This is a genomic window from Pseudomonas sp. NPDC088444, from assembly GCF_044900175.1.
Lineage (GTDB): Bacteria > Pseudomonadota > Gammaproteobacteria > Pseudomonadales > Pseudomonadaceae > Aquipseudomonas.
In genome coordinates this window covers 26333-52279 of sequence record NZ_JBJDNK010000011.1, presented here as the reverse complement: position 1 = coordinate 52279, position 25947 = coordinate 26333, and the positions used below count along the sequence as shown (strand labels likewise).

Genomic DNA, 25947 nt, shown 5'->3' with positions numbered 1-25947 from the left:
GTCAAGCAATCGAGTGAAAAAAATTCGCCGGGTAAGTCGACTCCACGTGCGAACCCGCCCGACGCACTTTTCGCCCTCAACGCTTAACGACGGTCCAGCCACACCGTTTGCGCGTTGCAGAATTCGCGGATGCCGAAGTGCGACAGTTCGCGACCGAAACCGCTCTTCTTCACGCCACCAATCGGGACGCGGGCGTCGGATGCAGTGTAGCCGTTGATGAACACGCCACCGGTTTCCAGACGCGCCGCGATATCGCGCGCCTTCTCGACGTCGGCAGTCCAGACGCTCCCGGCCAGGCCGAATTCGCTGTCATTGGCCAGTTCGACCGCATGCTCGGCGTCGCGAGCGACGATCAGCGACGCGACAGGACCGAACAGCTCTTCCTTGAACGAAGTCATGCCAGGGCGTACGTTCGACAGAATGGTCGGCGCGTAGTAGTTGCCCTCGCCTTCGATCTTCTCGCCACCGAACAGCAAGGTCGCGCCTTCGCTGACGGTCTTGAGCACTTGCTCGTGCAGCTCGTCACGCAGATCGTAACGGGCCATCGGGCCGATGTAGTTTTCTTCGTTCAGCGGGTCGCCGATTTTCAGGGCTTTGACCGCCGCCACGAACTTCTCGGTGAACGCAGGCAGCACGCTCTCTTCAACGATGATGCGTTTGGCCGCCACGCAGATCTGGCCACTGTTCTGATAACGGCCGATGGTCGCGGCTTTGACGGCCTCGTCCAGATCGGCGTCGGCCAGTACGATGAACGGATCGGAACCGCCCAGTTCCAGCACGCACTTCTTCAACGCAGCGCCCGCTTGGGCTGCAATCGCAGAACCGGCGCGCACGCTGCCCGTCACGGCGACCGCAGCAATGCGTGGATCAGCGATGGCCTTGGACACGCCTTCGTTGCCCACGTTGATGACTTCGAAAACACCTTGCGGCAGACCGGCTTCAGCCAGCGTGTCACGCAGCAAGTAAGCGCTGCCCATGACGTTTGGCGCATGCTTGAGCACGTAAGTGTTGCCCGAGAGAATCATCGGAATCGCGCCGCGCATGACTTGCCAGATCGGGAAGTTCCACGGCATGACCGCAAGGATCGGCCCCAGCGGCAGGTAATCGATGTAAGCCTTGTCGTTTTCCACCGGAGTCGTTTCAGGGGCCAGCATGGCCGGACCGTTTTCGGCATACCACTCGCAGGTCACGGCGGTTTTTTCCACTTCGCCACGGGCCTGAGCGATGGGCTTGCCCATTTCAGCGGTCATCATCTGCGCGAGGGCTTCGGCGTTCTTGCGCAATGCCTTGGCGATACTGCGCAGTTGCTCGGCACGGGCGCTGACGGGCTGCTTGCGCCAGGCCTTGAAGCCGGCAGCAGCGCGGGTCAGGGATTGTTCGAGATCAGCGGCGGTTTCGAACGGGTATTGTGCAAACACCTTGCCGGTAGCGGGGTTCAGCGAGACAGCGTGGGTCGACGATACGTGTTGCGACATGACAGATAGCCTCCTGTAAGGGTTGATCTTCACCACTGGGCTGACACCCGTTGCTGAAGTCTTGGCGTCACGATAGGCTCTCTGAAAAATTTCCGATAATGAATAATTATCAAAAATACATTCTCAAAACGAGAAAGATGAGAATTCGCCATGGACCTGACCCAACTCGAACTGTTCAAGGCCATCGCCGAGGAAGGCAGCATCACCGCTGCCGCCCAGCGCCTGCACCGCGTGCCGTCCAACCTGACCACCCGCATCAAGCAACTGGAGCAGGAATTGGGGGTGGACCTGTTCATCCGAGAGAAACTGCGCTTGCGCCTGTCCGCCACCGGCCACACGTTTCTGGACTACACCCGGCGCATTCTGGAACTGGTTGAAGAGGCAAAACAGGCAACCTCGGGGTCTGAGCCGCAGGGCGTGTTTTCCCTCGGTTCGATGGAAAGTACGGCAGCGGTACGCATCCCTTCCCTGCTCGCCGAGTTTCATCAGCGTTATCCAAAGGTTGAGCTGGATCTGTCCACCGGCCCCTCCGGTGACATGATCGATGGCGTGTTGTCGGGACGACTCAGTGCAGCCTTCGTTGACGGGCCGTTGCGCCATCCGGATCTGGACGGCATTGAATTGTTCGAAGAGGAAATGCTGTTGATCACCGCCGCCAGCCACGACCCCGTGACACGGGCACAGGACGTCAGCAGTAAAACGGTCTATGCGTTTCGCCAGAACTGCTCCTATCGCCGCCACTTCGAAGCCTGGTTCAAGGCTGATATGGCGACACCGGGGAAGATTTTTGAGATGGAGTCCTACCACGGCATGCTGGCGTGCGTGACGGCGGGTGCGGGGGTCGCCATGGTGCCGCGCAGCATGCTCGAAAGCATGCCCGGCAGCCGCAACGTCAACGCCTACCCGCTGAGCGAGGAGTTTCGCTACCTGAACATCTGGCTGACCTGGCGCCGTGGCGTGCGCTCACCGGCGTTGAATGCGTTCATCGACCTGGTGCAGAGCGCTGTAACAGCCACCGCCCCTGTCGAAGAATTGGCGGGAGAACCGAGCCCCACCATAACCCCTGTAGGGCATACCTCCTTGTTCAGCACGCAGCCCCTGTGAGCGAGTTTATCTGCGAAAGCGAGGTGTCAGGCGCCATCGATGTAAAGGCTGCCGACGTCTTCGCGAATAAATTCGCACACAAGGGTTAGCGACGCCCATTGCTCACGCTCAGGCGGACGACCTCTACGCCAACATCATGGAGCGCGGTAAAGTGCGGATCGGCGTCAACCTCAGTGGCCTGCCGTTTGGCACCTACAAGCCCGGCACGCAGACGCCGGTGGGGTTTGCCGTCGATCTGGCGCAGGACATTGGCCACAAACTGGGGGTCGAGACGGAAGTGGTCCCGGTCGTCGCCGCCAACCGCGCAGTGTTTCTGCAACAGGGCAAGGTCGATCTGCTGATCGCCAACATGACGGTCACGCCTGAGCGAGCAGAACAACTGGATTATGTCCCCACGCCCTACGAGCAACTGGGCGGCGCATTGGTTGCCCCGCGCCATTCCGGCATCACCCGCTGGGAGGACTTGAAGGATAAAACGGTGTGCATTTCTCAAAGGCGTTTCGCGGTCAGTCCGAGGTTCTGTTGGCCTTGCGTGGCAACGGCTGTGACGCGATTGTCCTCAACAGTCCAATCATGCATGAACTGTTGAGGCAGCCTGAGTGGGCGGGTTTCGAGATTCCGATTGCCGAGGATCTGGTGCCTGCAGATTCGGTGATCTGGCTGCGCAAGCGACAGCCCGAACTAAAGAGCGTGCTGGACCGTATCGTGCAGGACTGGCACGGCAGTGGCTGGCTGCTGGCCCTCGGCAAGCAGTACCAGATGCAACCGTCGCCCTTGATTGCTCAACTGCACGAGCAGTACGCATCAAAACCCGCGCTTGCGGTGCCGGTGACGCCCTGAACGGCGCCCACAAAAAAGCCACCCTGAACCGAATCGGGGTGGCTGGTTCGGCCTGACACTATTTGGTGAGTCGGTCGTAATCCATCTCACCGGCCACTTCGCGGAAGTTCATGTGGTCCAGTTTCTGGCCCTGTTCAGCCAGACGACCTGCGCCCACCTTGTCCGAACCGTCAGAGGCCAGGCCACGCTCTGGTTGGCCATTGGCAGCGACGGCGTTAGCGCCGACATGGTCTGCACCATCCGAAGCAACGCGATTGGCGCCCACTTTGTCTGCACCATCCGAAGCAACGCGATTAGCACCGACTTTGTCTGCGCCGTCCGAGGCAACGCGATTAGCACCAACTTTGTCTGCGCCATCGGAAGCTACGCGATTAGCGCCGACTTTATCCGCACCGTCCGACGCAACGCGGTTGGCACCGACTTTATCCGCACCATCAGAAGCCACGCGATTAGCACCGACTTTGTCTGCGCCATCCGAAGCCACGCGATTAGCGCCGACTTTATCCGCACCATCAGAAGCCACGCGATTAGCACCGACTTTGTCTGCGCCATCAGAAGCCACGCGATTAGCGCCGACTTTATCCGCACCATCAGAAGCAACGCGATTAGCGCCGACTTTATCCGCACCATCAGAAGCAACACGATTAGTGCCCACTTTATCGGCACCGTCCGAAGCTACGCGGTTAGCACCGACTTTATCCGCACCATCCGACGCCGTCGCATTGGCACCGACATGATCTGCACCGTCGGACGCCGTCTTGTTCGGACCTACCTTCTCGGATCCGTACTCGGCGACGGTTTTGCCGTCATTCACGTCGGACGCCGCATACGCAACAGACACACCCATGGCCAGCACGGAAACCGCGAGGCCCATCATCAATTGTCTTTTCATAACCGATTGCTCCACGTGTCATGTCGGTCGGTGCGAGCAAGATGCCCGGCAAGTTGCCTTCCTCGACAATAAAACATCGCACGTCCAATTCAATATGCGCGTACGTTCCTGATAACTAACGCCAGAACAGCCAGCAGGCAGTGATGAACCGGGCCGGTGTCTGGAAGACGACGGCCCACGTTCGCTCAGGATAGACCGCTTTGCGGGCTTGCGCCCGGCCACGCTGGACTGTCCGCCCAATGGCCAAGTCATACGCTACCGAAAGTTTCGAGCTATTACGCGTCCATTAGTTCGTCGCGGCGAAATAAAAGCACAATTGTGCAAGTGCGCGCTGCTACAACTTCGCAAAAGATTAATCGTGTAGCGGTAATAATAGAGGCGTTAACAGTGCCTCAAATAAGTGCACTCTGTGATCCATAAAGTAAGTCGGAGGCGACGCATGACTTAACCGATTGATTTCTCGGTACTCCCATGACGCAACGTTCATCGAGGCATTGCGAACAGACGTCCGCAATACCCCCATTGAAGCGAAATCTCGCAACAGAGCGTCACGTCATCTCGATGAAGTCTTCATCGGGGTCACGATCACGACGCCTGACGTGGTTGTCGTATTGTGCACGCAAGGCGGCGCCGGTCGTCACCGCCGCGTTGATTCCGGTGTTCGTGGCGCGGACTGCGGCATTGGCTGTCGCACGGGCTGCCTCGGCGGTGTGGGTTCCGACGAACGAAGCGCTGGTTGACGCGGCATTCTTCACGGTGTTTTGCAACAGATCCTCCGCCGCACGGGTGGCGGGATCGGTCACGACGCCCGCCGTGGTCCATCCTGCGAATACCGCCGATGAAGCCGCCGCGTTGGTGAGTTGGCTGACGGCGGTTTTCGCGTAAGGATTGCTGATGTTTTTCGTCGCCAGTTCCTGCAACTTGCCGACACCTGCAAAGCCGCCCGCCAGCGCCAGGCCATTCTGGGTCAGGCTGCTGGCCGTCACCAGACCGCGCACGGCCTTGCCGCCATCGGTGAGGATGTCGATGGGCATGCCCGCCACCCGCTTTGCGGCGTTCAACGCAGCGCCGGTATAGCTCGCGTTCTTCATGCCGCGCCAGGCGTCCAGCCATTCGGTTTCCTCATCCAGCGGCTTGGTTTCAGTGTCCTTGCGCCCGAAGACGTAGGCCCCGCCGCGCTGATGATCGCGGTTTTCGGTGGTCTGCATCCGACTGGCAAAGGCTGCGTTGGCCGCCAACCCGCCCACCGCCGCGATACCGGTGTCCATGCCTGCCTGAAGGCCAGGATGACCCGCCAGCGCCGTAGCCACTATCGTTCGCCCCAGGTTCCGTGCGGTGTAGCTCTGGATCGCGCCGCCCATGTCGACGCTTCGCTGAAGCAATCCCGGGGCCTGACGCTTCAGCGAGTCGGCCATGGCGCCATGCAGCTTTTCAGGCGCTGCCTTGAGGTATTGGGTGTCGCCGGTCACGCGATTCATCACCCCTGTGCCGACCTGATCCATGACCCCGGACAACGCGCCGGAAATCAGCGGCGTCAACGGTTTCAGCGGCGTGGGCAGCCAGTCACCCTTGTTGATCTCTGGACGTGCGTATTGCAACACCGTGGCGGCGGCGAACGGAATGGCACGAAAGGCGCTGGAACTGCGCGCCGCCAGGCGATCGAGCTTGTCGGCCTTGGCCAGCGTGTCAGCGATGTCACCCAGGGTTTCACCTTCGCGTTGCAGGACGCGCGCACGACTTTCGGCGATCAGGTCAAGCTGACGATTGTTTTGCGTGGCACGTTCGTTGTACAGGCCGACCTCATCCAGTTCCGCCTGGCTGGCGTCGCGGGGGATATCCTTGAGGGCTTGCCGGTGGGCGGCGAAGACATGGGTTTTCAGGTAATCGGCGATCACCCTGACTTCATGGGCCACCATCGCCGGGGTCATGGCATTGACCGGCCCGGTGCCTTGCCCTCCTTCGGTTTCGTGAATCGAGCTGGCGGCCGAAGTATCGACCGGCGCGACGCCTGGTGACGGCGTTCTTTGAATTCCATTCATGGTTGAACTCTCTGAAACGGGGGCCGCAGCGTTTCAGCGATGCGGCCAATGGCCGACGAGCAGGCACAGCCCGTCGGTGTTGGAAGGGACTGACCAGCGTCAGGCAGGCAGTTGACCCTGACCGCTTTCGATGATTTTGGCGAAGTTCATCACGTTGTTGACGTAGTTCGGATCGCCCACGCCGCCTGCGTTGGACAAATCGCCTTTGCTCACTTTGTCAGGGCCGGAGTTGTATGCCCGCAGCGCTGAACCCCAGTCGCCGAATGCCTGATGCTGGTCACGCATGTACAGCGCGCCCGCCATGATGTTGTCGTGGGCGTTGTTCACGTCGGCGTTGCCCAGCAGGTCGGGGTTTTCTTTCTTCAGACCGGCGAACGTATCGGCGTTGACCTGCATCAGACCGGCATCCGTCTTGCCGTTGACGTTGGTGGTGTCCTGCCCCAACTGGCCACGGGATTCGGCCCAGATTTGCCCGGCCAGAATGTTGGCCGGAACGCCGGTCGCTTGCGAGGCGTCCATGATGTCGTTGCGGTACGGTTCCAGTTGCTTAGGCAGGTGCAGATCGCCAGAGCCGCTGAGGGACGTGTCGTCGGTCACGCCGCTGGCAGCATTGCGGGTGGGCGCGCCCACACCCGAGCCGCCGTCCACGGAGCCACTTCCTCCGCCACCACCGCCATTGTCCACGCCGCCGCCACCGCCGTTTTGCGCAGCGAGGTTCTGTGTGTTCGGCAAGTTGTTGGGGTTGTTCTGCATGAGCATCTGCATCAGTTCCATCAGCAGGGTCATGATCTGCTGCACGATGCCGTTCTGGTTGTTATCACTGGACAGCGCATTGCTCGCATTGACTTGCGGGTCCTGGCTGTTCGGGGGCGCGAAGTTCACTTGTGACTGCTGCGCGGGGTTGGCGAACAGCAAGGTGCTCGGGTCAATGCTCTGATTGCCGCTACCACCGCCGTTCAACGGGTTGTGTTGCCCGGCTTTACCGCTCAGGGACGAGAAGTCCGTGGGCGTGCTCAAGTCCTGTAACGGACGAAGCGACGAAACACCGATGTTCATGATCGTTTACCTCTTTCAGCTCAGGGGGGATGAATCAATGGGCCTTGGGAATGCCGAACTGGTCCAGAACCGGGTCGACGTTGTGATCGAAGGCTTTTTGCGCCTTGTGTTTTTTCACCGCTTCGATGATCGCGGAGATGCCAAAACCCAGGCTCATGGCCGCGTCAGCGATCCAGCCCACCACTGGAATCGATGCACCGATGGCCGCGCCTGCCGCCATACCAGCGGCCTCGCCGACGACCATGCCCGCGACGCGGCCACCGACCTTGGCCGCGACTTCGCCCAACCCGGCACGGCCTGCAGATTTGGCCAGTGCGTCATAGCCGTGTTTGGCTGCCGACAGCCCGGATTTGGTGCTGTCGTAAATGGTTTTGGCCGCATCGGCCTTGTCGCCACGGGCGAGCATGTCCGAGACCGACGCAAAGCCTGCGATGGACTGAAACGCTTTAGGCCCCATCTGCGACGCCGCCTGCATGAGCATCGAAGGCGCGTGGTCCTTGTCGCCCTTGGCGTTGTCCAGCACCTTGCGCCCGGCCTTGGAGTCCTGAAGCTGATTCAACGTGGACTGCACGTAACTCGCCTGCTGCCCCTGAACGAAATCCTCGGGCAGCACGCTGTCGTAGGCGGCCTTTTGCGCGTCGGCGCTGTTCAGCGCCTGCTCGCCATCGGCCTTCTTCTGGTTGAGCAATTGCTGAACCGCGCCGCCTTCGCTGAAGTTCCGCACGTAGGAGTCCTGCACCCGGCCTCGCAGATCGGGGCGCTGGCCCAGCACCTGTTGCGCGGTCGGGACATTGGCGTCCGGCCCCAGCAGATCCTTCTGCATCTGCAACTGCGCGGACAACCCGCCCAATGCGCTGCTGTAGTCGGCGTTAGGTTTGTCCTTGGTGGTGGCCTTGTCGGCGGTGTTCAGATCGGTTTGCAGCGCCTGCCCGCTGTTGACCCGCTGCATCTGTTCGTTGACCGCCTTTTGCAGTGACGGCGTGCTGCTCACCAGCGCGCGGGACTGCTGCGGAATCTGCTGATCGAGGAACGCTTGCACGTCCGGATCGGCCTGTAACTGGGCAATCTTCTCATTCAGGGCGTCTTCGGTCTTGCCGGTCTTGCGCAGGTCCTCCCCCGCCACCACGCTTTGCAGGGTCTGCTGGAGTTTCACCATGACCGCCGCTTTCTGTTCCCCGCTATAGGCCGAGGGGTTCTCGAAGACGTCCTTGCCCAGTTTGCTGATGTCGGTATTGGCCACTGAATTGAGGGTCGCCGCGTCGCTGAGCACACTGGCGAACTCGCCGCCATTAGTGGGCGCCTGCTTCTTGATCCAGTCGCTGATGTTGCTGGCGCTGAACAGTTTGTCCGGGCTGTGGGCGGCCAGCGAACGGCCTTCAAGGCCACCCTGGTCGATCTGTGTCAGAAAGCCGGGCTGCGACCAGGTTTTCGCGGCCTGCCGCAACGGTCCGGCCAATCCCGGGTTGTCGTTCTGCAGGGCTTTGAGGCCATCGGCGCTGGTCAACCCGTTGACCTTGGTTTCGCCCTCGGTGCCCGCCGCGTGCTTTGGATCGGCGGCTTTGGTCAGCGGCTCGTTGGCCCGCATCAAGGCGGCGCTGCGGACCAGTTCAAGGGACTGCGGGTCAGCATCTGGATGGTCTTTCTGGTAATTGGCGATGTCCTTGTCGGCGCTGTCAGCGGCCTTTTGCATGTTCTTGGCGAAGGCTTTCAAGTCACCGTCAGTGATTTTTCCGTCGGCCTTGCCGCCATGTTTTCCGGTGTCTACCGCGGTTTTCAGGGCCGGGTTGGCGTTAATGAAATCCATCGCCTTTGCCGCGTCCGGGCCTTTCTCGGCGGCCATGCGGGCCGCGGCGATCGGTCGGTTCAGTTCTTTGGCCGCTTGCTCGCGCTGGTCCGGTGGCAGGTTGGCGACCATCGGCGCCCAGCGCTCCAGCTCTTTGGGTGATGAGTATTTGGAATCGTCGAGAAAACTCGCGTCGTCGGCCTTGGGGGTATCGACCGTGGTATCGGTATCGACGGGTTTCGGGGTGCCTACGTCGCTCACCGCCTGGGTTTGGCTGGTGGTGGTCGTCGTGGGCACTCCCGTGCTGGGTGGCGTTTGTGGCGCATTCGGCGAAACCTGCGTATTGCCCTTGAGCAACTGCGTGAGTTGTGCCAGCAGGGACACCAACTGCTTCTCGGTCGCCTCGGCATTCGCCGCAGGTTGCGCCGCCATGGCACCGAACTGCACACCGCCATTGCCTTGGGACAACAGCGTTTTCGGGGCTGCGGGCAACGCAGCACTCAGTGGTGATTGCAGGTGCCCATCGCCATTGTCGGGTTGAGGTGCGATGCCGCTGTAGGGACTGTTCGAAATGCGCATGGGGTCGTCATCCGGGAATGAGGGATGGCAACTGTGTGGTTCCGACAGAGAGTCAGTTCCGGAAAATGTTTCAGGTTGTGTCGATTTTACGGACAGCACCGCAGGCAAGCCATGCGGCTAGAGGATGATGAGGTGCGTTCAAAGGCCCATTCCAGAGCCTGCAACCGTTCCTATCATTCCCGTTGATGTCCACCATGAAGGCGATTGTCTTCAGGTTTTTCGGGCGTCGCGTAACATCGCGCCCATCGCTTGACTCCCCTTTGATTGCTCGCACAGGACTATCGACATGACCATCCATCTGATCAACGCTGTTGCCCTCACCGCTGTGACCGTTTTCCTGGTCAACCGCGCTTTCGCCCTGTACGACCTGGTCAACGCTGCAACCGTTTCCGAGCACATCTGAAACGGTTCTACCGTTTCGGCTGCGCTCGGCCAACACTGAGCCGGTCTCAGGCGAACGGGTCCATCTGACGTTTCAGTTGTTCCCTGGCCCGCGACAGACGCGAACGCACCGTGCCGATGGGCACCCCCAGTGACGTTGCGGTTTCCTGATAATTGCCGTCCATTTCCAGCGACACCTCGATCACCCGTTGCATGTTCGAAGGCAGTGTTCCGATTGCCTTGACCACCCGTGCCAACTGCCGATGGCCATCCACCTCATGACCAATGTCGCCGTGGGCTTCAAGCTCGGAATGGGTGTGGTCTTCCCAGCTTTCCTGATACGGCTGACGGTACAGTTTGCGAAAGTGATTGCGGATCAGGTTCAGCGCGATGCCGCACAACCAGGTCTGCGGTTTGCTGGCGTTCTGAAACTTGTGTTCGCTGCGCAGCGCCTCCAGAAACGTGCTTTGCAGGATGTCATCGACGTCCTCCGGGTTCATCACGCGCTTCTGAATGAAGGCGCGAATCATCTTGACCTGATCGGTGGACATCTGCCGGATGCCATGGATCGATTGACGGCGACGGGTGGATTCAATGTCGAGTATCGCGAGGCTTGGAAACATCAGGGCTCTTCCTTGTTTGGAGTGTGTTAGCCCTATAGCGATATGCGTGCCATTGAATTTATCGTTGTATCTATCTGTTTTATAACGTTATTTATTTTTACCCGTCGTTTGGTCGTGCAAAATCTTGCGCGAGGGCGCTGATTCTCAAACGGGATTTGGCACAGATTCGCGTGTTGGCGGATTCATGGAACCGGACAGTCGGCGCGACCACTCAGAGCGCATGACCACGCTCAGAACCGTCCTATGAAGATCGTCGCTCCCGCGCCACAGACGTTGCCTCCTGCTCCGGGCGCCACCGCGCCCAATACAGCGCTGTCGTCCGCTAAAAGTCCGGCTGTGCCGGTAGCGCCGCCGCGAACCAACGCGCCGAACCCCAACGGGACGTCACCGTTGCAAGTCTCACGCTTTGCCGCCGCGCTGGTGCAGCAAAGCCGCAGCCTGGGCCAGCGAGAACTGATCGCCAGTGGCAATGCCTTGCAGTCGCGGGCGGTGAAGCTGGGCGAGTTGTATCAGCAGTTGATGGGGTCGCAAGACACCGGTCTTGAAGACGCCGCGCGCAACTTGCGCAAGTTTTTGCTCAAGCAGCGTGCGGCCAATCTGGCGCAGGTGCTCAGTTATAGCGATGGCGATCCGGCCAAGGCTCACGTGGTGTTACAAGCCGCTCGCAAACAGGCTCAGGCCGACGGGGCCACAGGCGAACACGTGGTGCTGACTCAGCAACTGAAGCTGCTGCGGCGCAAATACGGCCAGCGTGCTCGGGCCGGTATCAACAGCGCCAAAGCCTTTTCCAAATCCGGAATCGACAGCAAGCGTCGCGGCGCCCTGCGTAACCTGTATGGCGTGGCGACTGCCGGGCAGCAGAACATCACCGGGCTGATCGACGCGCTGCTCAGCGAACGGGAAGAAACCGGCGATTTCGAACTCAACCTGCGCGACATGCGCAGCGCCATCGCCGACGACCTGTCATCCCTCACCCCGTCCACCTCCCCCCAGCAACTGCGCACCTTGATGCACGGCTTGAACACCGCCCGCCACGTCGCGACGCTGCTGCAAAGCTGCGAACACCTGCTGGGCCGGATGCGCAGCAAGAACCCGGGTTTGCAGGTCGACCCGGCGTCGTTCCTCAAGCACCTGTTGGCACTTTCGGGCAAGGGCATGACCCTGAATGAAACCCTGCAACTGACCCAGCACATCGGTGGCAAGCAGCTCAAGCACCAACTGGCGTTCCTCAACGGCCTGCGACCCATGCTGCAACAACTGCCGATCCTGCTCTGGCGTGACATGAAAAGCCGGCAAAACGCGTTGGGCAACCTGCTCATTCTCATGGCCGAACTGACTCGGCTGGAACAGAACCCGACCCTGGGAGACCTCGCCTGATGGATCGCGTCATCAACCTGCTCAACCAACTGGCCCTGGCGGCGATGCGACGCTCGGAAATCGTCGGTGCCTTCGTGGTCATCGCCATCGTGTTCATGATGATCACGCCGCTGCCCACCGGGCTGGTGGACGTGCTGATTGCCGTCAACATCTGCATTTCCTGCCTGTTGATCATGCTGGCCATGCACTTGCCCCGGCCGTTGGCGTTCTCGACCTTTCCAGCGGTGTTGCTGCTGACCACCATGTTTCGCCTGGCACTGTCGATTTCCACGACCCGACTGATCCTGCTCAATCAGGATGCCGGGCACATCGTCGAGGCCTTCGGCCAGTTCGTCGTCGGGGGCAACCTGGCGGTAGGCATGGTGATTTTCCTGATCCTGACCGTGGTCAACTTTCTGGTGATCACCAAAGGCTCGGAGCGGGTCGCCGAAGTCGGCGCACGCTTCACCCTCGACGCCATGCCCGGCAAGCAGATGTCCATCGACAGTGACTTGCGCGCCAACCTGATCAGCGTCCACGAAGCCCGTCGCCGTCGCGCCGAACTGGGCAAGGAAAGCCAGTTGTTCGGTGCCATGGACGGGGCCATGAAGTTCGTCAACGGTGACGCCATCGCCAGCCTGATCATCGTGGCGATCAACATGATCGGCGGCATCGCCATCGGCGTCGTGCAGCACAACATGAGCGCGGGCGATGCGCTTCAGGTCTACACCGTATTGACCATCGGCGACGGCCTGATCGCGCAGATTCCGGCGCTGCTGATCTCGGTCACCTGCGGCATGATCATCACCCGCGTACCGGACGAAGAACGGGCCGAAGCCAACATCGGTCGCCAGATCGCCGAGCAGATCACCAGTCAGCCCAAGGCGTGGATCATCGCGGCGGTGGCGATGCTCGGCTTTGCCGCCCTGCCCGGCATGCCGACAGCAGTGTTCATTGTCATTTCGATCATCTGCGGCGTCGGCGGGCTGTTGCAGTTGCACCGGGCCAAACCCAAGGCCGAGCAGGTCCAGGCCGTGGCGGTGGCTCCTGAAATGAATGGCCGGGAAGACCTGCGCACCTTTTCCCCCAGCCGCCAGTTCGTGTTGCAGTTTCATCCCAGCCAGAACCCGGCGCAGGTCGAAGCGCTGGTCAGCGAGATCCGCCAGCGCCGCAACCGGCTGGTGGTGCAATACGGCCTCACGCTTCCCTCGTTCATCATCGAACAGGCCGAACACTTGCCCCCGGACGAATTCCGCTTTTCGGTCTATGAAGTGCCGCTGCTCAAGGCGACCTTCACTGAAAGCCATGTCGCCGTGGACGTGCGCAGCCTTGAAGACTCACCGGACAACGCGCTTTCCGGCAGCGTCGAACGCCAGGAAGGCCAATGGCTGTGGCTGCCAGCCGACGACCCGCAATTGCTGGATCAACACGTCGAACGGGTCGACGCCATGACCCTGATCATCGAGCGCATGGAGCGCGCCTTGCAGTCGTGTGGGCCGCAATTCATCGGATTGCAGGAAACCAAGGCGATTCTCGGCTGGCTGGAGAGCGAGCAGCCTGAACTGGCTCAAGAGATGCAGCGGGTACTGCCGCTGGCGCGCTTCTCAGCGGTCTTGCAACGCCTGGCGTCCGAATGCGTGCCGCTGCGGGCGATCCGGCTGATCGCCGAAACCCTGATCGAGCATGGCCAGCATGAGCGTGAAGTGACGGTGTTGGCGGACTACGTGCGCATTGCCCTGAAATCGCAGATCTATCACCAATACTGCGGCGCCGAGGGCCTGTTGGTCTGGGTGCTGACCCCGGAAAGCGAAGGCATCCTGCGCGATGGTTTGCGCCAGACCCAGACCGAGACGTTCTTTGCGCTGGACAACGACACCAGTCAGTTACTGGTGCAACAACTGCACATTGCCTTTCCGGTGCGCACCAGCGAGCGGGCGGTATTGCTGGTCGCCCAGGACCTGCGCAGCCCGCTGCGTACGCTGTTGCAGGAAGAGTTCTATCACGTGCCGGTGCTGTCTTTCGCCGAAATCAGCAACGCCGCGCAGGTCAAGGTCCTGGGTCGCTTCGATCTGGAAGAGGACCTCGACGCACTGGATAACGACTATGCCGCCTGATCTGCCATCTGAGCGCCGGAGAGCTTCGCATGTTTGAATTACGGGTATTGAGTGGCCTGCATCAAGGCGCCGCGCTGCCGTTGGTGGGCGATCAATGGGGGATCGGTTCGGACGCTGAGCAGGACCTGGCCTTGCACGATCCGGGCGTCGAACAGTTGCATTGCCGATTGCAGCGCGACGGCGAACGCTGGGTCATGAACGGCGCCGACGGCCAGATTGGCGATCAGGAGGGGCATCGGCACGACACCGCCGAACTGCTGCCCAACACCGCGTTCGTGCTCGGTTCGGTGTGGCTGTGCGTGTCGGCGGCCGAGGATGCCTGGCCTACCCTGCCCGCGGTGATTCAACCACCCCCGAATATGGATGAACCGGCGCCTGAGCCGGAACCCGCCCCCACGACGCCACCGCTGGAAAAAGTCGAATCCCGTTCGCGTCTGCTCAATCGCACCACCGGCATCGTGGTCGGCGTGTTACTGGGTATCGCCGGAAGCGCCTGGAGCCTGACCCGCAGCAGTGCGCCTGAGCCGCTGGCGGCGGGCATTGCGACGCAGCCATCCGCCCAGAGCATCCACGCGCCGAAAACAGCCGCCGCGCCTGCGCATAAGCGGGTGCATCTGGCCAACGCCGATGACACGCGACGCCAGCTCAACACCATGCTCAGCGACCGCCTGCTCAGCGACGTCAACATTCAGGAAACCGCCGATGGCCTGACCCTGAGCGGCAACCTCAAACCCGAGTCGCAGTTGGTTTATCAGCGCATGTTGCAACGCTTCAAAGACCGATATGACAGCCCCGTGGCCCTGATCGACAACGTCACTGCGTCAAGCAGTGGCCTGCCGTTCACCATCGTGCAGATCATGTCCGGCCCCCACGCCCACCTGGTCACTGCCGACGGCCATCGGCTCTACATCGGTGACGAATTGAATGGCCTGCGCCTGACCCGCATCGATGACAACCGCATCCAGTTCGACGGCGAGCGGCATTACGAGGTGAACTGGTGAACGCCGCCCTCGATCAATGGAAAACCGCCCACACCCGGCGCCTAAACGGCTTTTCTGCGGTGCAGGTCAGTGGCCGGGTCAGTGCCGTGAGCGGGATTCTGCTGGAGTGCCAGATTCCCGCAGCCAAAGTCGGCGACCTGTGTGAAGTGAGCAAATCCGACGGCAGCGTGATGCTCGCCGAGATCGTTGGCTTCACTCGCGATTGCACCTTGCTCAGCGCGTTGGGCACACCGGATGGCATTCAGGTCGGCGCGCACATTCGCCCCCTGGGTATGGCCCATCGAATCGGTGTCGATGACGGCCTGCTGGGCAGCGTGCTGGACGGTTTTGGCAGGCCACTGCTGGAGGATTCCCAAGGCGCGTTTGCCGGACCGGGTGACCGGCGGGTGACCTTACCGGTGATCGCCGATGCGCTGCCGCCGACCCAACGCCCTCGCATCACTCAGGCGCTTCCCACGGGCGTGCGTGCCATCGACAGCGCGATTCTGCTCGGCGAAGGGCAGCGTGTCGGCCTGTTCGCCGGTGCCGGTTGTGGCAAAACCACATTGATGGCGGAGCTGGCGCGCAACATGGCCTGTGACGTGATCGTCTTCGGCCTGATCGGCGAGCGGGGTCGCGAGCTGCGTGAATTTCTCGATCACGAACTGGACGCCACCCTGCGCAGCCGTTCTGTGCTGGTCTGCGCCACCTCCGACCGATCGAGCATGGAACGCGCGCGAGCAGCGTTCACCGCCACCGCCATTGCGGAGGCTTACCGCGAGCGCGGCATGAAAGTGCTGCTGTTGCTCGACTCGCTGACCCGTTTTGCCCGAGCGCAGCGGGAAATCGGCATCGCGGCGGGCGAACCGCTAGGGCGCGGTGGTTTGCCGCCCTCGGTCTACACGCTACTGCCACGGTTGGTGGAGCGCGCCGGGATGAGCGAGACGGGTTCGATCACGGCGCTGTACACCGTGCTGATCGAGCAGGATTCGATGAACGACCCGGTGGCCGATGAGGTGCGTTCGTTGCTCGATGGCCACATCGTGCTGTCGCGCAAACTCGCCGAACGCGGGCACTACCCGGCTATCGACGTGCAGGCCAGCATCAGCCGGATTCTCAGCAACGTCACGGGGCGCGAGCACCAACAGGCCAACAACCGGCTGCGACGGCTGATGGCTGCCTACAAACAAGTGGAAATGTTGCTGCGTCTTGGCGAATACCAGCCCGGTGGTGACCCGGTGACCGATTGCGCGGTGCAATTGAACGAGCCGATCAACGCGTTTCTGCGCCAGGACCTGCGTGAGCCGGTGCCATTGCAGACCACGCTGGAGGCGTTAATGCAATTGACGTCGCAGTTGCCGGAGTGAATGAGTGCGCAAAGAACACCGGTGTGCCTCTGGGAACCGGGTTCGCAACCCGATACCCGTCGTGATCCACCAAGAGGCCGCCGATTCTAAATGGAAGAAGAACTGGAAATCGACCCGAACCATCTGGCCATGGAACAGGTGATCGCCGTGCTCAAGCCCTTGCGTCAGCACCGTCAGGCCAGTGCCGAACGGGCGCAACGCCGGGCGCAGCAGGCGCTGGAGGACATGCAGGTGCATTTGCAGGAAACCCGCGATGCATTGACCCAGGAACGCATCAACCAGCGAGAACGGCGTCAGGTGCTCAGCGACGCCAACCTGAACAAAGCCATGGCGTTGAACGATCTGGACCGCTGGCATGAAAAGGAACACCGCATGCTCGACCGATTGGCCTATATCCGTCAGGACGTCGAACAACAGCGCCTGGGCATCGACGAGCAGCACCAGCGTCTTGTACAGGCCCGTGCGGACGCCAAAGCTTCCCAGCGCGCCGTGGAAAAACTGGCCTGCCTGGCCGAAGCCCTCAACGAACAAGGTTGATTTGCCATGAATACGCCCATCAAAACCACGCCTCGCCCCGTTGCGCAGCCCGCCCAGCGGCCGGTTCAGGCGCAATCTCCGGCGCCTGCGGACAATCGCGCCAGCCTCGGCGGCCCGCGTCGCGGCGAGCTGGATCGCCTGCGCACCGCCTGGCATCAGCCCTCCCCCAACGACGCATTGAACGCCGACGGCCTGTTCTTCTCGCAACTGCTGGTGCCCTTGGTCAGCGAAGAACCGGATCATTCGGGTTTCGGCGGCAGCGGCCTCAATCCGTTGCCTCCCGGTGACGGCATGCCCACCCAATTGATCGACGAGCTCGCCGAGCGCCTCCCCGCACAGCCCGAGGGCCCGTTCAACGTGACGTTGATCATGCCCCGTCTGGGCAAGGTCCAGGTCAACGCCAACAAGCGCGACAATCAGTGGAACATCGAACTGGCCTTCGCCCGGCGCGGCGTACTCAAGCGTTTGCAACCCCATCAGCGCGCTTGTGAAACCGCGCTGGCTGAAGCGCTGGGCGAGCACGTGGATTTGTCCTTTGACGAGGTCCTGCCCGCATGAACCCGGTGACGCTACGCACAATCGACTCAACCGCTGCCCACTTCAGCCGCCGTTTGGGCATGGGGGCCAGCCTGACCTTCAACGCACAAGGGTTGCCCGGTGAGTTGACCCTTCGCCCGCAACGCTTGCCCGACGGCGATCAAACACCCTTTCAGACGTTCAACAGTGCCCTCGGTGTGTTCAGCCTCAGCGAAGCCGAAACCCTGCTCAGCCTGCTTGGCGAGCTGCCGGTCACGCTCACGGGCGAGCACCAGCCGTGGTACTGGCAGGTGCTCAATCAACATTTCAGTCCGGTGATCGCGGAACTGCTTTCGCCCCTTGAGCCACTCAGCGGTAACACTGCCTTGTCGACTGTCGATGAAGCGGCTGGAGTGAGCTGTCGGATGGCGCTGCGCCTGGGCCATCAGACCGTGCATGGCGTACTCCGCGCCTCTGCCGACGTCCTGCTGCGCTGGCTGGATGGCGCGGACTGGAAAGTCCATCGTGCGCAGGCTGATGAGCATTGGCCCGTCGACACGCCATTGGAGCTGGGCCGCTTGTCCCTGACACTGGAGCAACTGGCCTCGCTGCAACCCGGCGACGTCGTGCTGCCAACGCTCAGCCACTTCGACAGCGACGGTCATGGCCGCCTGCAACTGGGCGGGCGGCAATGGGCAGTGCAGACCGACAGCCACGACCGGCAGTTGTACGTACGGTTCAGCCATGAGGAAGCACGAAAAAATGACTCAGGAAGCGCTCTATGACGAAGAGCTGGACACCTCGATCAACGATGAATACCACGCGTCCCCCGAGCCGTATGAGGAGGACGACGCTCAGGCGCTGAACGCCGAGGACGTTCCGGCGCACGACGATTACGCCGCTGAAGCGCCGGTGCTTTCAAACGCTGACGCCCAGGCGCTGGACTCCATTGACCAACTGCCCATGGCCCTCACCCTGCGCTGCGGCAGCCTCAACCTGACCTTGGGCGATTTGCGCCGGATCGCGCCAGGCACGGTGCTGGAAGTCGGCGGGGTCAGGCCCGGATTTGCCACGTTGTGCCACGGCGAACGCGTCGTCGCCGAAGGTGAACTGGTCGACATCGATGGGCGTCTGGGCCTGCAAATCACCCGTGTGGCGTCGCCCGCATGATCATGGACGGGATGAACCCGGTGATGCTGGCGCTGTTTCTGGGCGCCCTGTCGTTGATTCCGTTTCTGCTGATCGTCTGCACGGCGTTCCTGAAAATCGCCATGACCCTGCTGATCACTCGCAACGCCATCGGCGTGCAGCAGGTACCGCCGAACATGGCGATGTACGGCATCGCACTGGCGGCGACGATGTTCGTCATGGCCCCGGTAGCCCATGAGATTCAGCAACGGATTCACGAACACCCCCTGGAAATGGGCAGCACCGACAAGTTGCAAACCAGCGCCAATACGATCATCGAACCGCTGCAACGCTTCATGAGCCGAAACACGGACCCGGACGTGAGTGCCCACCTGCTCGACAATACGCAACGCATGTGGCCCAAGGAAATGGCCGATCAGGCGACCAAGAATGACCTGCTACTGGCCGTTCCGGCGTTCGTGCTGTCGGAGTTGCAGGCCGGGTTTCAGATCGGCTTTCTGATCTACATCCCGTTCATCGTCATTGACCTGATCGTGTCCAACCTGCTGCTGGCGCTGGGCATGCAGATGGTCTCGCCGATGACCATTTCCCTGCCGCTCAAGCTGCTGCTGTTCGTGCTGGTGCAAGGCTGGACGCGCCTGCTCGACAGCCTCTTCTATTCGTACATGTGAGGCGGCCATGGAAGCTTTGGCATTGTTCAAGCAAGGCATGTTTCTGGTGGTGATCCTCACTGCGCCGCCGTTGGGCGTGGCCGTATTGGTGGGGGTGATCACCTCGCTGGTGCAGGCGCTGATGCAGGTTCAGGATCAGACCCTGCCCTTCGGCATCAAGCTGGCAGCGGTGGGCCTGACCCTGGCCATGACCGGGCGCTGGATCGGCGTCGAATTGATCCAGTTCATCAACATGGCCTTCGACCTGATCGCCCGTTCCGGGGGCATGCACTAGATGCCCTTCGACGCGCAAGGCTTTTTCGAGCTGATGCTGGGGATGGGGCTGGCCGCTGCGCGCCTGCTGCCCTGCATGATTCTGGTCCCGGCGTTCTGCTTCAAATACCTCAAGGGGCCGCTGCGCTATGCAGTGGTGCTGGTGGTGGCGATGGTCCCGGCGCCCGCCATCAGCCGTGCCCTGTCGTCGTTCGAAAACGACTGGTTTTCCATCGGCGCATTGCTGCTCAAGGAGGCGGTGCTCGGCACCCTGTTGGGCCTGTTGCTGTACGCGCCGTTCTGGATGTTCGCCTCGGTGGGGGCGTTGCTCGACAGCCAGCGCGGCGCGTTGAGCGGTGGGCAGCTCAATCCGGCACTGGGGCCTGACGCGACGCCCTTGGGTGAGCTGTTTCAGGAAACCCTGATCATGCTGGTGATCCTCTCGGGCGGGTTGTCGTTGATCACGCAGGTGATCTGGGACAGCTACCAGATCTGGCCGCCCACCGCCTGGTTGCCGGGCATGACGGTGGATGGCCTGAACGTGTTTCTCGAACAGCTCAACCAAACCCTGCAACACATGATGCTTTACGCCGCACCGTTCATTGGCCTGCTGCTGTTGATCGAGGCGGCATTGGCGATCATCGGTCTGTATGCGCAGCAACTGAACGTGTCGATTCTGGCGATGCCCGCCAAGAGCATGGCCGGGATCGCCTTTTTGCTGATTTATCTGCCCACGCTGTTGCAACTGGGCAATGGGCAGATTCTGCAACTGGCGGACCTCAAACACCTGCTGTCGCAATTGGTCCCCACGCCATGAGCGAGAAAACGCAGCCGTGAGCGAAAAAATACAGCCTTGAGCGGGAAAACACAGCCGTGAGCGAAAAAACCGAAAAGGCCACCCCCAAACAACTGCGCGACGCCCGTGAAAAAGGCCAGGTCGGGCAAAGTCAGGACGTCAGCAAATTGCTGATCCTGCTGGTGGTCAGCGAGATCACCCTGGGCCTGGCCGACGAAAGCGTCGAACGCCTTCAGCATTTGATGTCGCTGTCGTTTGGCGGCATCGGCAAACCCTACCTGCACACCCTCGAACAAGTCGCCAGCGAAGGCGCCTCGATGCTGATCGGCTTCATTCTCAGCAGCGTCGGCATGGCCATGTTGATGCGGCTGGTCGGGAGCTGGATGCAGATCGGCTTCCTGTTCGCACCCAAGGCCCTGAAGATCGACATCAACAAACTCAACCCTTTCGCCCATGCCAAGCAGATGTTCTCGGCGCAGAACCTTACGACCTTGCTGCTCAGTCTGCTCAAGGCCGTGGCGATCACCGCCACCCTGTACACGGTGGTCAAGCCATCGCTGGGGGCGTTGATTCTGCTGGCCAACACCGACCTGACCACTTACTGGCATTCGCTGCTGCAACTGTTCCGCCATATCCTGCGCGCCACGTTGGGGCTGCTGCTGGTGATCGCCATGGCGGACTTTGCGCTGCAAAAATACTTCCACGCCAAAAAGCTGCGCATGAGCCACGAAGACATCAAGAAGGAATACAAGCAGTCCGAGGGCGACCCTCACGTCAAGGGCCACCGGCGGCAACTGGCCCACGAGCTGCTCAACCAGGCCCCGACCGCGCCGCCCAAACCGGTGGAAGACGCCGACATGCTGGTGGTCAACCCGACCCACTACGCTGTGGCGTTGTACTACCGACCGGGGCAGACGCCACTGCCGCAGATTCACTGCAAGGGTGAAGACGACGACGCGCTGGCGTTGATTGCACGGGCGAAGAAAGCCGGGATTCCCGTGGTGCAGAGCATCTGGCTGGCGCGCACGCTGTACAAGGTCAAACCCGGCAAATACATCCCTCGCCCGACGTTGCTGGCCGTGGCGCATATTTATCAAGTGGTCAGGCAGTTGGAAGAAGTGACGGACGAGGTGATTCAGATTGAGGAGCCGTAAGGACGCTGGTCGCTGTCTTTCGCCAGAAGTCCGGCCCAAGCGCGACACTCGCCTACCCGCCCGGCACCCGCACCAACACGTAATCCTCCTTATCGAATCGCCCACTGAGCAGCACCGGCAGTTTCCAGAATCGCGTGCCTTGCAGCTTCTGGAAATCGTTGTTGCTCATTACCACATTGGCCGGTCCGACGATGCGCTCAAGCTGGGCGGGCGAATCGGTGAACAACGGTTGCAGATCCTCATCGACATTGACCATGAACTTGATGCCCTTGGCGTCCTTGCCCATGCCGTGCAGCACCAGCGCGGCGCTGTCGGTCCGGGTGACGTCACGCACGGCCTGCGTGAAATGGCGGGTGTCGTACAGCATGCGTTCGGTCTTTTCGAACACCCCGATGTAGCCGATCCACACCGCCAGCACCGCGCACGCCGGCAGCCCGTACAACCGCAGCCGGGGGCGCATCAACAGCGGCAAGGCGATCAACTGCAACAACCCCAGCACGGTCAAGATCGGCCCGATCTCGCTCAGTGCTTCAGGAAACCGCGGACGCACCGCCAGCAAACCGGCCATCAAGGTGCCGGGGATGAAGCAGCACAAGGTCAGGATCAAACCCCGTAACCACCAGAAATACTGACCGGCGCGAACCTGAAACGGGTACGCCGCCACAATCGCCGCCATGGGCAACATCGGCAGGATGTACCGGGCTTTTTTCGCCTGGGGAATCGACAGCCCGACCATCACCGTCAGCCCGGCAAACGCACACACGTAGAGCAGGTTCAACGCCTCGCTGGGCTGACGCCGCCCCCAGATCGCGACGACCACCAACACCAGCAGTGCCAGCGGGTAGGCCAGCGCGTAATTGCCGAACGAGCTACCGAAATACCAGAACACCGGGCTGGCGCCCTCGCTGCCATCCATGCGCGAGGTAATCTGCATGCGCAACACCTCGGCGAGCAGGGCCTCGCCACCGCTGAGCCGCGCCAGCAACAACAATGCGCCCATGCAGGCCACCAGCAGCACCAATGCGATCAGCGCGACCATCCAAAGACGCTGCCACTGGCGATTGAGCAGGTAATAGCTGCAGAGAATGCCCGTGGGCACGACCAGCCCGATCGGACCACGGATCGCGAAACCCAGCACCAGCAGCATCAGGATCCACCCCAGCCGCCGGGCGGAACTGAAATGATCGTGGGCATAGGCCAGATAGAAGACAGCAAAGGACACCGTCGCCAGCATCTGGTCCAGCGACACGGCACGGGTTTCGGTGATGAAGGTGTTGCTCAACAGCAGCAACGCGATGCTCAACCAGGCCCAGCGTCGCGAGTACGGGGCCAGCAGGCGGTACATCAATCCGACCGTGACCGCTGACGCAATGCACGTGGGCAACCATGCCGTGAAGCTGGTCACCTCGCCAAACGGCCACGAAAACAGGTAGATCAGCCAGGTCGAGAACCCGGAATAATCCGGGTAAGGCTCGCCATAGGTGGTGGGAAACACGCTGGGGCCGTGGCGCAACATTTCCTGGGCGAACAACACGAAGCGCGAGTCGAATCCGATGATGCTCAGGTGCCAGCTGGCTGCGACGAACAGCAGGAACGCCAGCCCCCCTGCGCGCCACGCCTGACGTCGGGCTCGCGCCGGGGTGACCCCGGATAAAAATTCGGAAGCGACTGCTGTCAATGCACACCCCTCAGCACGGCGATACCGGTCAACGACTGACGAAATAGTAGACGCGATCCCCCACCTTGACCTGCTCCACGATATTCAGTGGCGGCCGCGGCGCCTCTTCGCTCTCCATGATGGCGACGGTGCGGGCCGAACCGCTCAGCATCGCCTGCAACTGGCGATCGTCGTGGGCTGTGCCGAGCAGGCTCTGGCTGTAGAACACGCTGGCGCCGGCCAGCCGCTCACTGGGTTGAAACAGCACCACCTCCTTGCCTTCGGCCTGAAGCGCACGGACGCGTTCGGTCAACGGGACGAATGACAGTTTTTTGTCCAGCCTGGGCGCCAGCCAGAACGCCGAGGACAGATACCCGGCGCACACAAGTCCGACAACACCGACGGCCAGTGCCGGGCTGCGTTCGAGCCAGCGATGTGCCCGGACCGACGACCCGGCGCGATCACGCAAGCGTTGACGCAGCACCGCCAGGTATTCCGAGGCGATCACCGCCGCCGCCGGCGTCAACGACATCAGGTACACCATGCGTTTGCTCGATGCCAGGGTCAGCAACAGAAACTGGGCCAGCAGCCACAGGCTGAAGAACAACAGATGGCGGTCTTGAACGAGCTGCTTTCTGAAGTGCCACAGCCCCAGGTACACCAACAGGTTCCACGGCAGGAAGGCCTCCGGCAGTTTACTGAAGTAGTAATAGAACGGCTCGTAGTGACCGGCTTCAACGAATTCACCATTGAAACGGCCCACGCTGTTGGTCCACAGCACAGCCTTGAGGGACTCGATGCCACCCTGTCCGTAGAGAAAATAGAGCCAGATCAGCAACGGGATCAGCGCCAGCAACGTAAACATCAACGGGCGCAGCCAGTGGCTCAGCACAAATCGACGTTCCAGCATCGTTTCCACCACCAGATAGGCGAAAATCACCACCCCCGGCAATGCCAGCCCCAGCACGCCCTTGCTCAGGGTAGAAATCACGATACCCAGGCTGAACAGCAACCAGCGCCCAACGGGCAGTGTGGTGAATTGACGATGCCGACTGGCATGAAAAAACGCCAGCAGCGCCACGGTCACGCCTAGGGTCAAGAGGGCGTCTTCGCCCACTTGCCGGGCATTGCTCCAGAAGGTCGCCGTGGTCAGCAGCAGGCAGACTGCGCCCAGCGCAACGAAATGGGGTCGGCCGAAGCGGCGCAACAGGTGGTACAGCGCCCACAGCGTGAGCAATCCGGCGAAGGCCGAGGCCAGACGCACCGCCAACGGCACAGGCCCAATGACCCGAATCGCTGCGGCATCCAGCCACAGGCTCAGCGGCGGTTTTTCCAGAAAGGGTTCGCCGTTCAGCGTCGGTGTGACCCAGTTGTTGCTCAAATGCATTTCCATCGCGATCCCGGCAACGCGAGGCTCAGTGGAGTTCTGCAACTGATGATTGCCCAACGCAAAAAACAGCAATAACGCGCACAGTAATGCCACCGCATGGCTATAACGAACATTCACAATAAGTGTCCACCTTGAGAACAGGATCCGCAGCCGCAGCTTAAAGGCAAATTGTTAACGTTATGCGTGACGCCCTCTTGAAATCAAAAAACAACATTCCGATGTAAAACTTTCGTGAAAATACCCTTTAAGCGACGTTTGGATTGTTAACGAGGCAACGCCTTCGTATTCGTCAAACACGCTTCCACCCACCGCCCGCCTTCTGAATCACCCAGTGAATACGGGGCTTTCGAGCAAAGGTGAGATGTGAAAGTGTTTTTCACATGCGCTTCACTCCTCATTGACCCTCCTCTTTTTAAGCTACCCCCGCCTGATTCAAACCGTTTCCCTTTACGTTGAATGCCTGAGTGTAAAGGCGAGGCGCGCGTGAACACAGACCCCTCTTTTTTATTGAACGAGCCGACCATGAACTCGAACTTCACCCATGTGCTGGATGAACTCGGCACGCGTTATCACGCGCTGGGCACTCTTTCTCGACGTTTTCTTTTTCTGGCGGGGCTGTTATCGCTGATCGGGCTCGCTGCATTTGTATTGCGCCCGGCGCCACTGGCGGATCTCGCGCAGGGACAGCGACTGCATCGGGCCAACTTCTTCTCTTTGTGGAAGAAAGGTGATCTGGTGGTCCTGGTACGCCATGTCGAACGCTGCGACCACTCCACCAACCCCTGTCTGGCGCAGCCCGACGGCATCACGGTCAAGGGCCGCGTCATGGCCGACCGGCTCGGACAAGCCTTTCAATCGCTGGGCATGCAAGGGGTGAACCTCTACAACAGCCCCTTGCGGCGCACCGAGCAGACCGCAGCGTTCGCCTTCAATCAGACGACCGAGGGCCAGGACTGGCTGGCCAACTGCCGTAAATCGATGCTGAGCAATGTGATCAACCACAAACAGGACGGCCACAACCTGGTGCTCGTGACGCACAGCGAGTGCATCGCCGACCTGGAAAAATCCCTCAACGTGCCCTCCCCGTCGTCGCCGGATTATGGCTCGGCGCTGATCGTGTCGGTCGACCCGCAAACCCACGTCGCCAAGGCATTGGGCTACATCGACCCGCAGGACTGGGTCAAAGTCCTGGCCAAGCGCCCCTGAACCCTGACCTATCCTTCACCCTCTATCGAG

Annotated in this window: 23 protein-coding genes and 1 pseudogene; 16 read left to right on the top strand and 8 right to left on the bottom strand. The window is 61.1% G+C overall.

Going from position 1 to position 25947, the window contains the following annotated elements; all coding sequences use genetic code 11:
* Window positions 1-83: 83 nt before the first annotated feature.
* Entirely contained in the window at window positions 84-1475 is a 1392-nt protein-coding gene (locus ACI2KB_RS21355) for an aldehyde dehydrogenase family protein (protein ID WP_404637665.1), read from the bottom strand.
* A gap of 150 nt (window positions 1476-1625) precedes the next feature.
* Between ACI2KB_RS21355 and ACI2KB_RS21350 the strand changes: the two genes are divergently transcribed.
* The 3 genes from ACI2KB_RS21350 (at window position 1626) to ACI2KB_RS21340 (ending at window position 3419) form a co-directional block, all read left to right on the top strand.
* Window positions 1626-2579 carry a LysR family transcriptional regulator gene (locus ACI2KB_RS21350; RefSeq protein WP_404637663.1) on the top strand — a complete coding sequence of 318 codons (954 nt, stop codon included), beginning with the start codon at window positions 1626-1628 and terminating at the stop codon, window positions 2577-2579.
* A gap of 136 nt (window positions 2580-2715) precedes the next feature.
* Window positions 2716-3168: a transporter substrate-binding domain-containing protein gene (locus ACI2KB_RS21345; protein ID WP_404637661.1), complete on the top strand. Its 453-nt coding sequence runs from the start codon at window positions 2716-2718 to the stop codon at window positions 3166-3168.
* Window positions 3153-3419 (top strand): hypothetical protein, encoded by a 267-nt coding sequence (locus ACI2KB_RS21340; protein WP_404637659.1) that lies wholly within the window; start codon window positions 3153-3155, stop codon window positions 3417-3419. Before ACI2KB_RS21345 ends, ACI2KB_RS21340 begins: the two co-directional genes overlap by 16 nt.
* Window positions 3420-3783: 364 nt before the next feature.
* Here ACI2KB_RS21340 and ACI2KB_RS21335 read toward each other — a convergent pair.
* The 5 genes and pseudogenes from ACI2KB_RS21335 to ACI2KB_RS21315 all read right to left on the bottom strand — a co-directional run.
* Window positions 3784-4074: pseudogene (locus ACI2KB_RS21335) on the bottom strand (phage infection protein); the annotation flags it as partial.
* Between the two features lie 785 nt (window positions 4075-4859).
* On the bottom strand, window positions 4860-6350 hold the full coding sequence (locus ACI2KB_RS21330) for a type III effector (RefSeq protein WP_404637657.1): 1491 nt from the start codon (window positions 6348-6350) through the stop codon (window positions 4860-4862).
* Between the two features lie 99 nt (window positions 6351-6449).
* Window positions 6450-7265 carry a transglycosylase SLT domain-containing protein gene (locus tag ACI2KB_RS21325; RefSeq protein ID WP_404638056.1) on the bottom strand — a complete coding sequence of 272 codons (816 nt, stop codon included), beginning with the start codon at window positions 7263-7265 and terminating at the stop codon, window positions 6450-6452.
* A gap of 175 nt (window positions 7266-7440) precedes the next feature.
* Window positions 7441-9768 (bottom strand): type III effector HrpK domain-containing protein, encoded by a 2328-nt coding sequence (locus tag ACI2KB_RS21320; protein ID WP_404637655.1) that lies wholly within the window; start codon window positions 9766-9768, stop codon window positions 7441-7443.
* Window positions 9769-10217: 449 nt separating this feature from the next.
* Window positions 10218-10772: an RNA polymerase sigma factor gene (locus tag ACI2KB_RS21315; protein ID WP_404637653.1), complete on the bottom strand. Its 555-nt coding sequence runs from the start codon at window positions 10770-10772 to the stop codon at window positions 10218-10220.
* Between the two features lie 243 nt (window positions 10773-11015).
* Here ACI2KB_RS21315 and sctW point away from each other — a divergent pair, with 243 nt between their 5' ends.
* The 12 genes from sctW to sctU all read left to right on the top strand — a co-directional run bounded on the left by sctW (window position 11016) and on the right by sctU (window position 21664).
* A complete protein-coding gene (gene sctW / locus ACI2KB_RS21310) occupies window positions 11016-12149 on the top strand; it encodes a type III secretion system gatekeeper subunit SctW (RefSeq protein WP_404637651.1) in 1134 nt (377 codons plus the stop codon).
* Window positions 12149-14242, top strand: a complete 2094-nt coding sequence (gene sctV / locus ACI2KB_RS21305; protein WP_404637649.1) for a type III secretion system export apparatus subunit SctV — start codon at window positions 12149-12151, stop codon at window positions 14240-14242. The genes sctW and sctV overlap by 1 nt, the downstream gene beginning before the upstream one ends.
* Before the next feature lie 29 nt (window positions 14243-14271).
* Window positions 14272-15243 carry a type III secretion system inner membrane ring subunit SctD gene (gene sctD / locus ACI2KB_RS21300; protein WP_404637647.1) on the top strand — a complete coding sequence of 324 codons (972 nt, stop codon included), beginning with the start codon at window positions 14272-14274 and terminating at the stop codon, window positions 15241-15243.
* The gene (locus tag ACI2KB_RS21295) at window positions 15240-16589 is read left to right on the top strand and encodes a FliI/YscN family ATPase (protein ID WP_404637645.1); all 1350 of its coding nucleotides are present in this window, start codon (window positions 15240-15242) and stop codon (window positions 16587-16589) included. Before sctD ends, ACI2KB_RS21295 begins: the two co-directional genes overlap by 4 nt.
* A 90-nt stretch (window positions 16590-16679) precedes the next feature.
* Complete coding sequence (locus ACI2KB_RS21290; protein ID WP_404637643.1) at window positions 16680-17126, top strand: type III secretion protein; 447 nt, start codon at window positions 16680-16682, stop codon at window positions 17124-17126.
* A 6-nt stretch (window positions 17127-17132) separates the two neighbouring features.
* Window positions 17133-17684: a type III secretion system HrpP C-terminal domain-containing protein gene (locus ACI2KB_RS21285; RefSeq protein ID WP_404637641.1), complete on the top strand. Its 552-nt coding sequence runs from the start codon at window positions 17133-17135 to the stop codon at window positions 17682-17684.
* A complete protein-coding gene (locus ACI2KB_RS21280; RefSeq protein WP_404637639.1) occupies window positions 17681-18427 on the top strand; it encodes a type III secretion system protein in 747 nt (248 codons plus the stop codon). Before ACI2KB_RS21285 ends, ACI2KB_RS21280 begins: the two co-directional genes overlap by 4 nt.
* On the top strand, window positions 18405-18812 hold the full coding sequence (locus ACI2KB_RS21275; protein ID WP_404637637.1) for a FliM/FliN family flagellar motor switch protein: 408 nt from the start codon (window positions 18405-18407) through the stop codon (window positions 18810-18812). The genes ACI2KB_RS21280 and ACI2KB_RS21275 overlap by 23 nt, the downstream gene beginning before the upstream one ends.
* Window positions 18809-19462 (top strand): type III secretion system export apparatus subunit SctR, encoded by a 654-nt coding sequence (gene sctR / locus ACI2KB_RS21270; protein ID WP_404637635.1) that lies wholly within the window; start codon window positions 18809-18811, stop codon window positions 19460-19462. The genes ACI2KB_RS21275 and sctR overlap by 4 nt, the downstream gene beginning before the upstream one ends.
* A 7-nt stretch (window positions 19463-19469) precedes the next feature.
* Complete coding sequence (gene sctS, locus ACI2KB_RS21265) at window positions 19470-19736, top strand: type III secretion system export apparatus subunit SctS (protein WP_108240629.1); 267 nt, start codon at window positions 19470-19472, stop codon at window positions 19734-19736.
* Window positions 19737-20531: a type III secretion system export apparatus subunit SctT gene (sctT, locus tag ACI2KB_RS21260; RefSeq protein WP_404637633.1), complete on the top strand. Its 795-nt coding sequence runs from the start codon at window positions 19737-19739 to the stop codon at window positions 20529-20531.
* A 56-nt stretch (window positions 20532-20587) separates the two neighbouring features.
* Window positions 20588-21664, top strand: coding sequence for a type III secretion system export apparatus subunit SctU (gene sctU / locus ACI2KB_RS21255; RefSeq protein WP_404637631.1), 1077 nt, complete (start codon window positions 20588-20590; stop codon window positions 21662-21664).
* 52 nt (window positions 21665-21716) lie between these two features.
* Here sctU and ACI2KB_RS21250 read toward each other — a convergent pair whose 3' ends face one another.
* Window positions 21717-23342: an ArnT family glycosyltransferase gene (locus ACI2KB_RS21250; protein ID WP_404637629.1), complete on the bottom strand. Its 1626-nt coding sequence runs from the start codon at window positions 23340-23342 to the stop codon at window positions 21717-21719.
* Between the two features lie 28 nt (window positions 23343-23370).
* Window positions 23371-24828: an ArnT family glycosyltransferase gene (locus ACI2KB_RS21245; RefSeq protein ID WP_404637627.1), complete on the bottom strand. Its 1458-nt coding sequence runs from the start codon at window positions 24826-24828 to the stop codon at window positions 23371-23373.
* A gap of 405 nt (window positions 24829-25233) precedes the next feature.
* Between ACI2KB_RS21245 and ACI2KB_RS21240 the strand changes: the two genes are divergently transcribed.
* Window positions 25234-25917, top strand: a complete 684-nt coding sequence (locus ACI2KB_RS21240; protein WP_404637625.1) for a histidine phosphatase family protein — start codon at window positions 25234-25236, stop codon at window positions 25915-25917.
* Window positions 25918-25947 lie beyond the last annotated feature (30 nt).

What these genes read in the sequence shown, in the direction of transcription:
- ACI2KB_RS21280 (WP_404637639.1), top strand. Translation starts at nt 17,681, where the DNA reads ATGAACCCGGTGACGCTACGCACAATCGACTCAACCGCTGCCCACTTC.
- sctV (WP_404637649.1), top strand. Translation starts at nt 12,149, where the DNA reads ATGGATCGCGTCATCAACCTGCTCAACCAACTGGCCCTGGCGGCGATG.
- sctT (WP_404637633.1), top strand. Translation starts at nt 19,737, where the DNA reads ATGCCCTTCGACGCGCAAGGCTTTTTCGAGCTGATGCTGGGGATGGGG.
- ACI2KB_RS21285 (WP_404637641.1), top strand. Translation starts at nt 17,133, where the DNA reads ATGAATACGCCCATCAAAACCACGCCTCGCCCCGTTGCGCAGCCCGCC.
- ACI2KB_RS21315 (WP_404637653.1), bottom strand. Translation starts at nt 10,772, where the DNA reads ATGTTTCCAAGCCTCGCGATACTCGACATTGAATCCACCCGTCGCCGT.
- sctS (WP_108240629.1), top strand. Translation starts at nt 19,470, where the DNA reads ATGGAAGCTTTGGCATTGTTCAAGCAAGGCATGTTTCTGGTGGTGATC.
- ACI2KB_RS21355 (WP_404637665.1), bottom strand. Translation starts at nt 1,475, where the DNA reads ATGTCGCAACACGTATCGTCGACCCACGCTGTCTCGCTGAACCCCGCT.
- ACI2KB_RS21340 (WP_404637659.1), top strand. Translation starts at nt 3,153, where the DNA reads ATGCATGAACTGTTGAGGCAGCCTGAGTGGGCGGGTTTCGAGATTCCG.
- sctW (WP_404637651.1), top strand. Translation starts at nt 11,016, where the DNA reads ATGAAGATCGTCGCTCCCGCGCCACAGACGTTGCCTCCTGCTCCGGGC.
- ACI2KB_RS21275 (WP_404637637.1), top strand. Translation starts at nt 18,405, where the DNA reads ATGACTCAGGAAGCGCTCTATGACGAAGAGCTGGACACCTCGATCAAC.
- ACI2KB_RS21345 (WP_404637661.1), top strand. Translation starts at nt 2,716, where the DNA reads ATGGAGCGCGGTAAAGTGCGGATCGGCGTCAACCTCAGTGGCCTGCCG.
- ACI2KB_RS21240 (WP_404637625.1), top strand. Translation starts at nt 25,234, where the DNA reads ATGAACTCGAACTTCACCCATGTGCTGGATGAACTCGGCACGCGTTAT.
- ACI2KB_RS21320 (WP_404637655.1), bottom strand. Translation starts at nt 9,768, where the DNA reads ATGCGCATTTCGAACAGTCCCTACAGCGGCATCGCACCTCAACCCGAC.
- sctR (WP_404637635.1), top strand. Translation starts at nt 18,809, where the DNA reads ATGATCATGGACGGGATGAACCCGGTGATGCTGGCGCTGTTTCTGGGC.
- ACI2KB_RS21290 (WP_404637643.1), top strand. Translation starts at nt 16,680, where the DNA reads ATGGAAGAAGAACTGGAAATCGACCCGAACCATCTGGCCATGGAACAG.
- ACI2KB_RS21350 (WP_404637663.1), top strand. Translation starts at nt 1,626, where the DNA reads ATGGACCTGACCCAACTCGAACTGTTCAAGGCCATCGCCGAGGAAGGC.
- sctD (WP_404637647.1), top strand. Translation starts at nt 14,272, where the DNA reads ATGTTTGAATTACGGGTATTGAGTGGCCTGCATCAAGGCGCCGCGCTG.
- ACI2KB_RS21330 (WP_404637657.1), bottom strand. Translation starts at nt 6,350, where the DNA reads ATGAATGGAATTCAAAGAACGCCGTCACCAGGCGTCGCGCCGGTCGAT.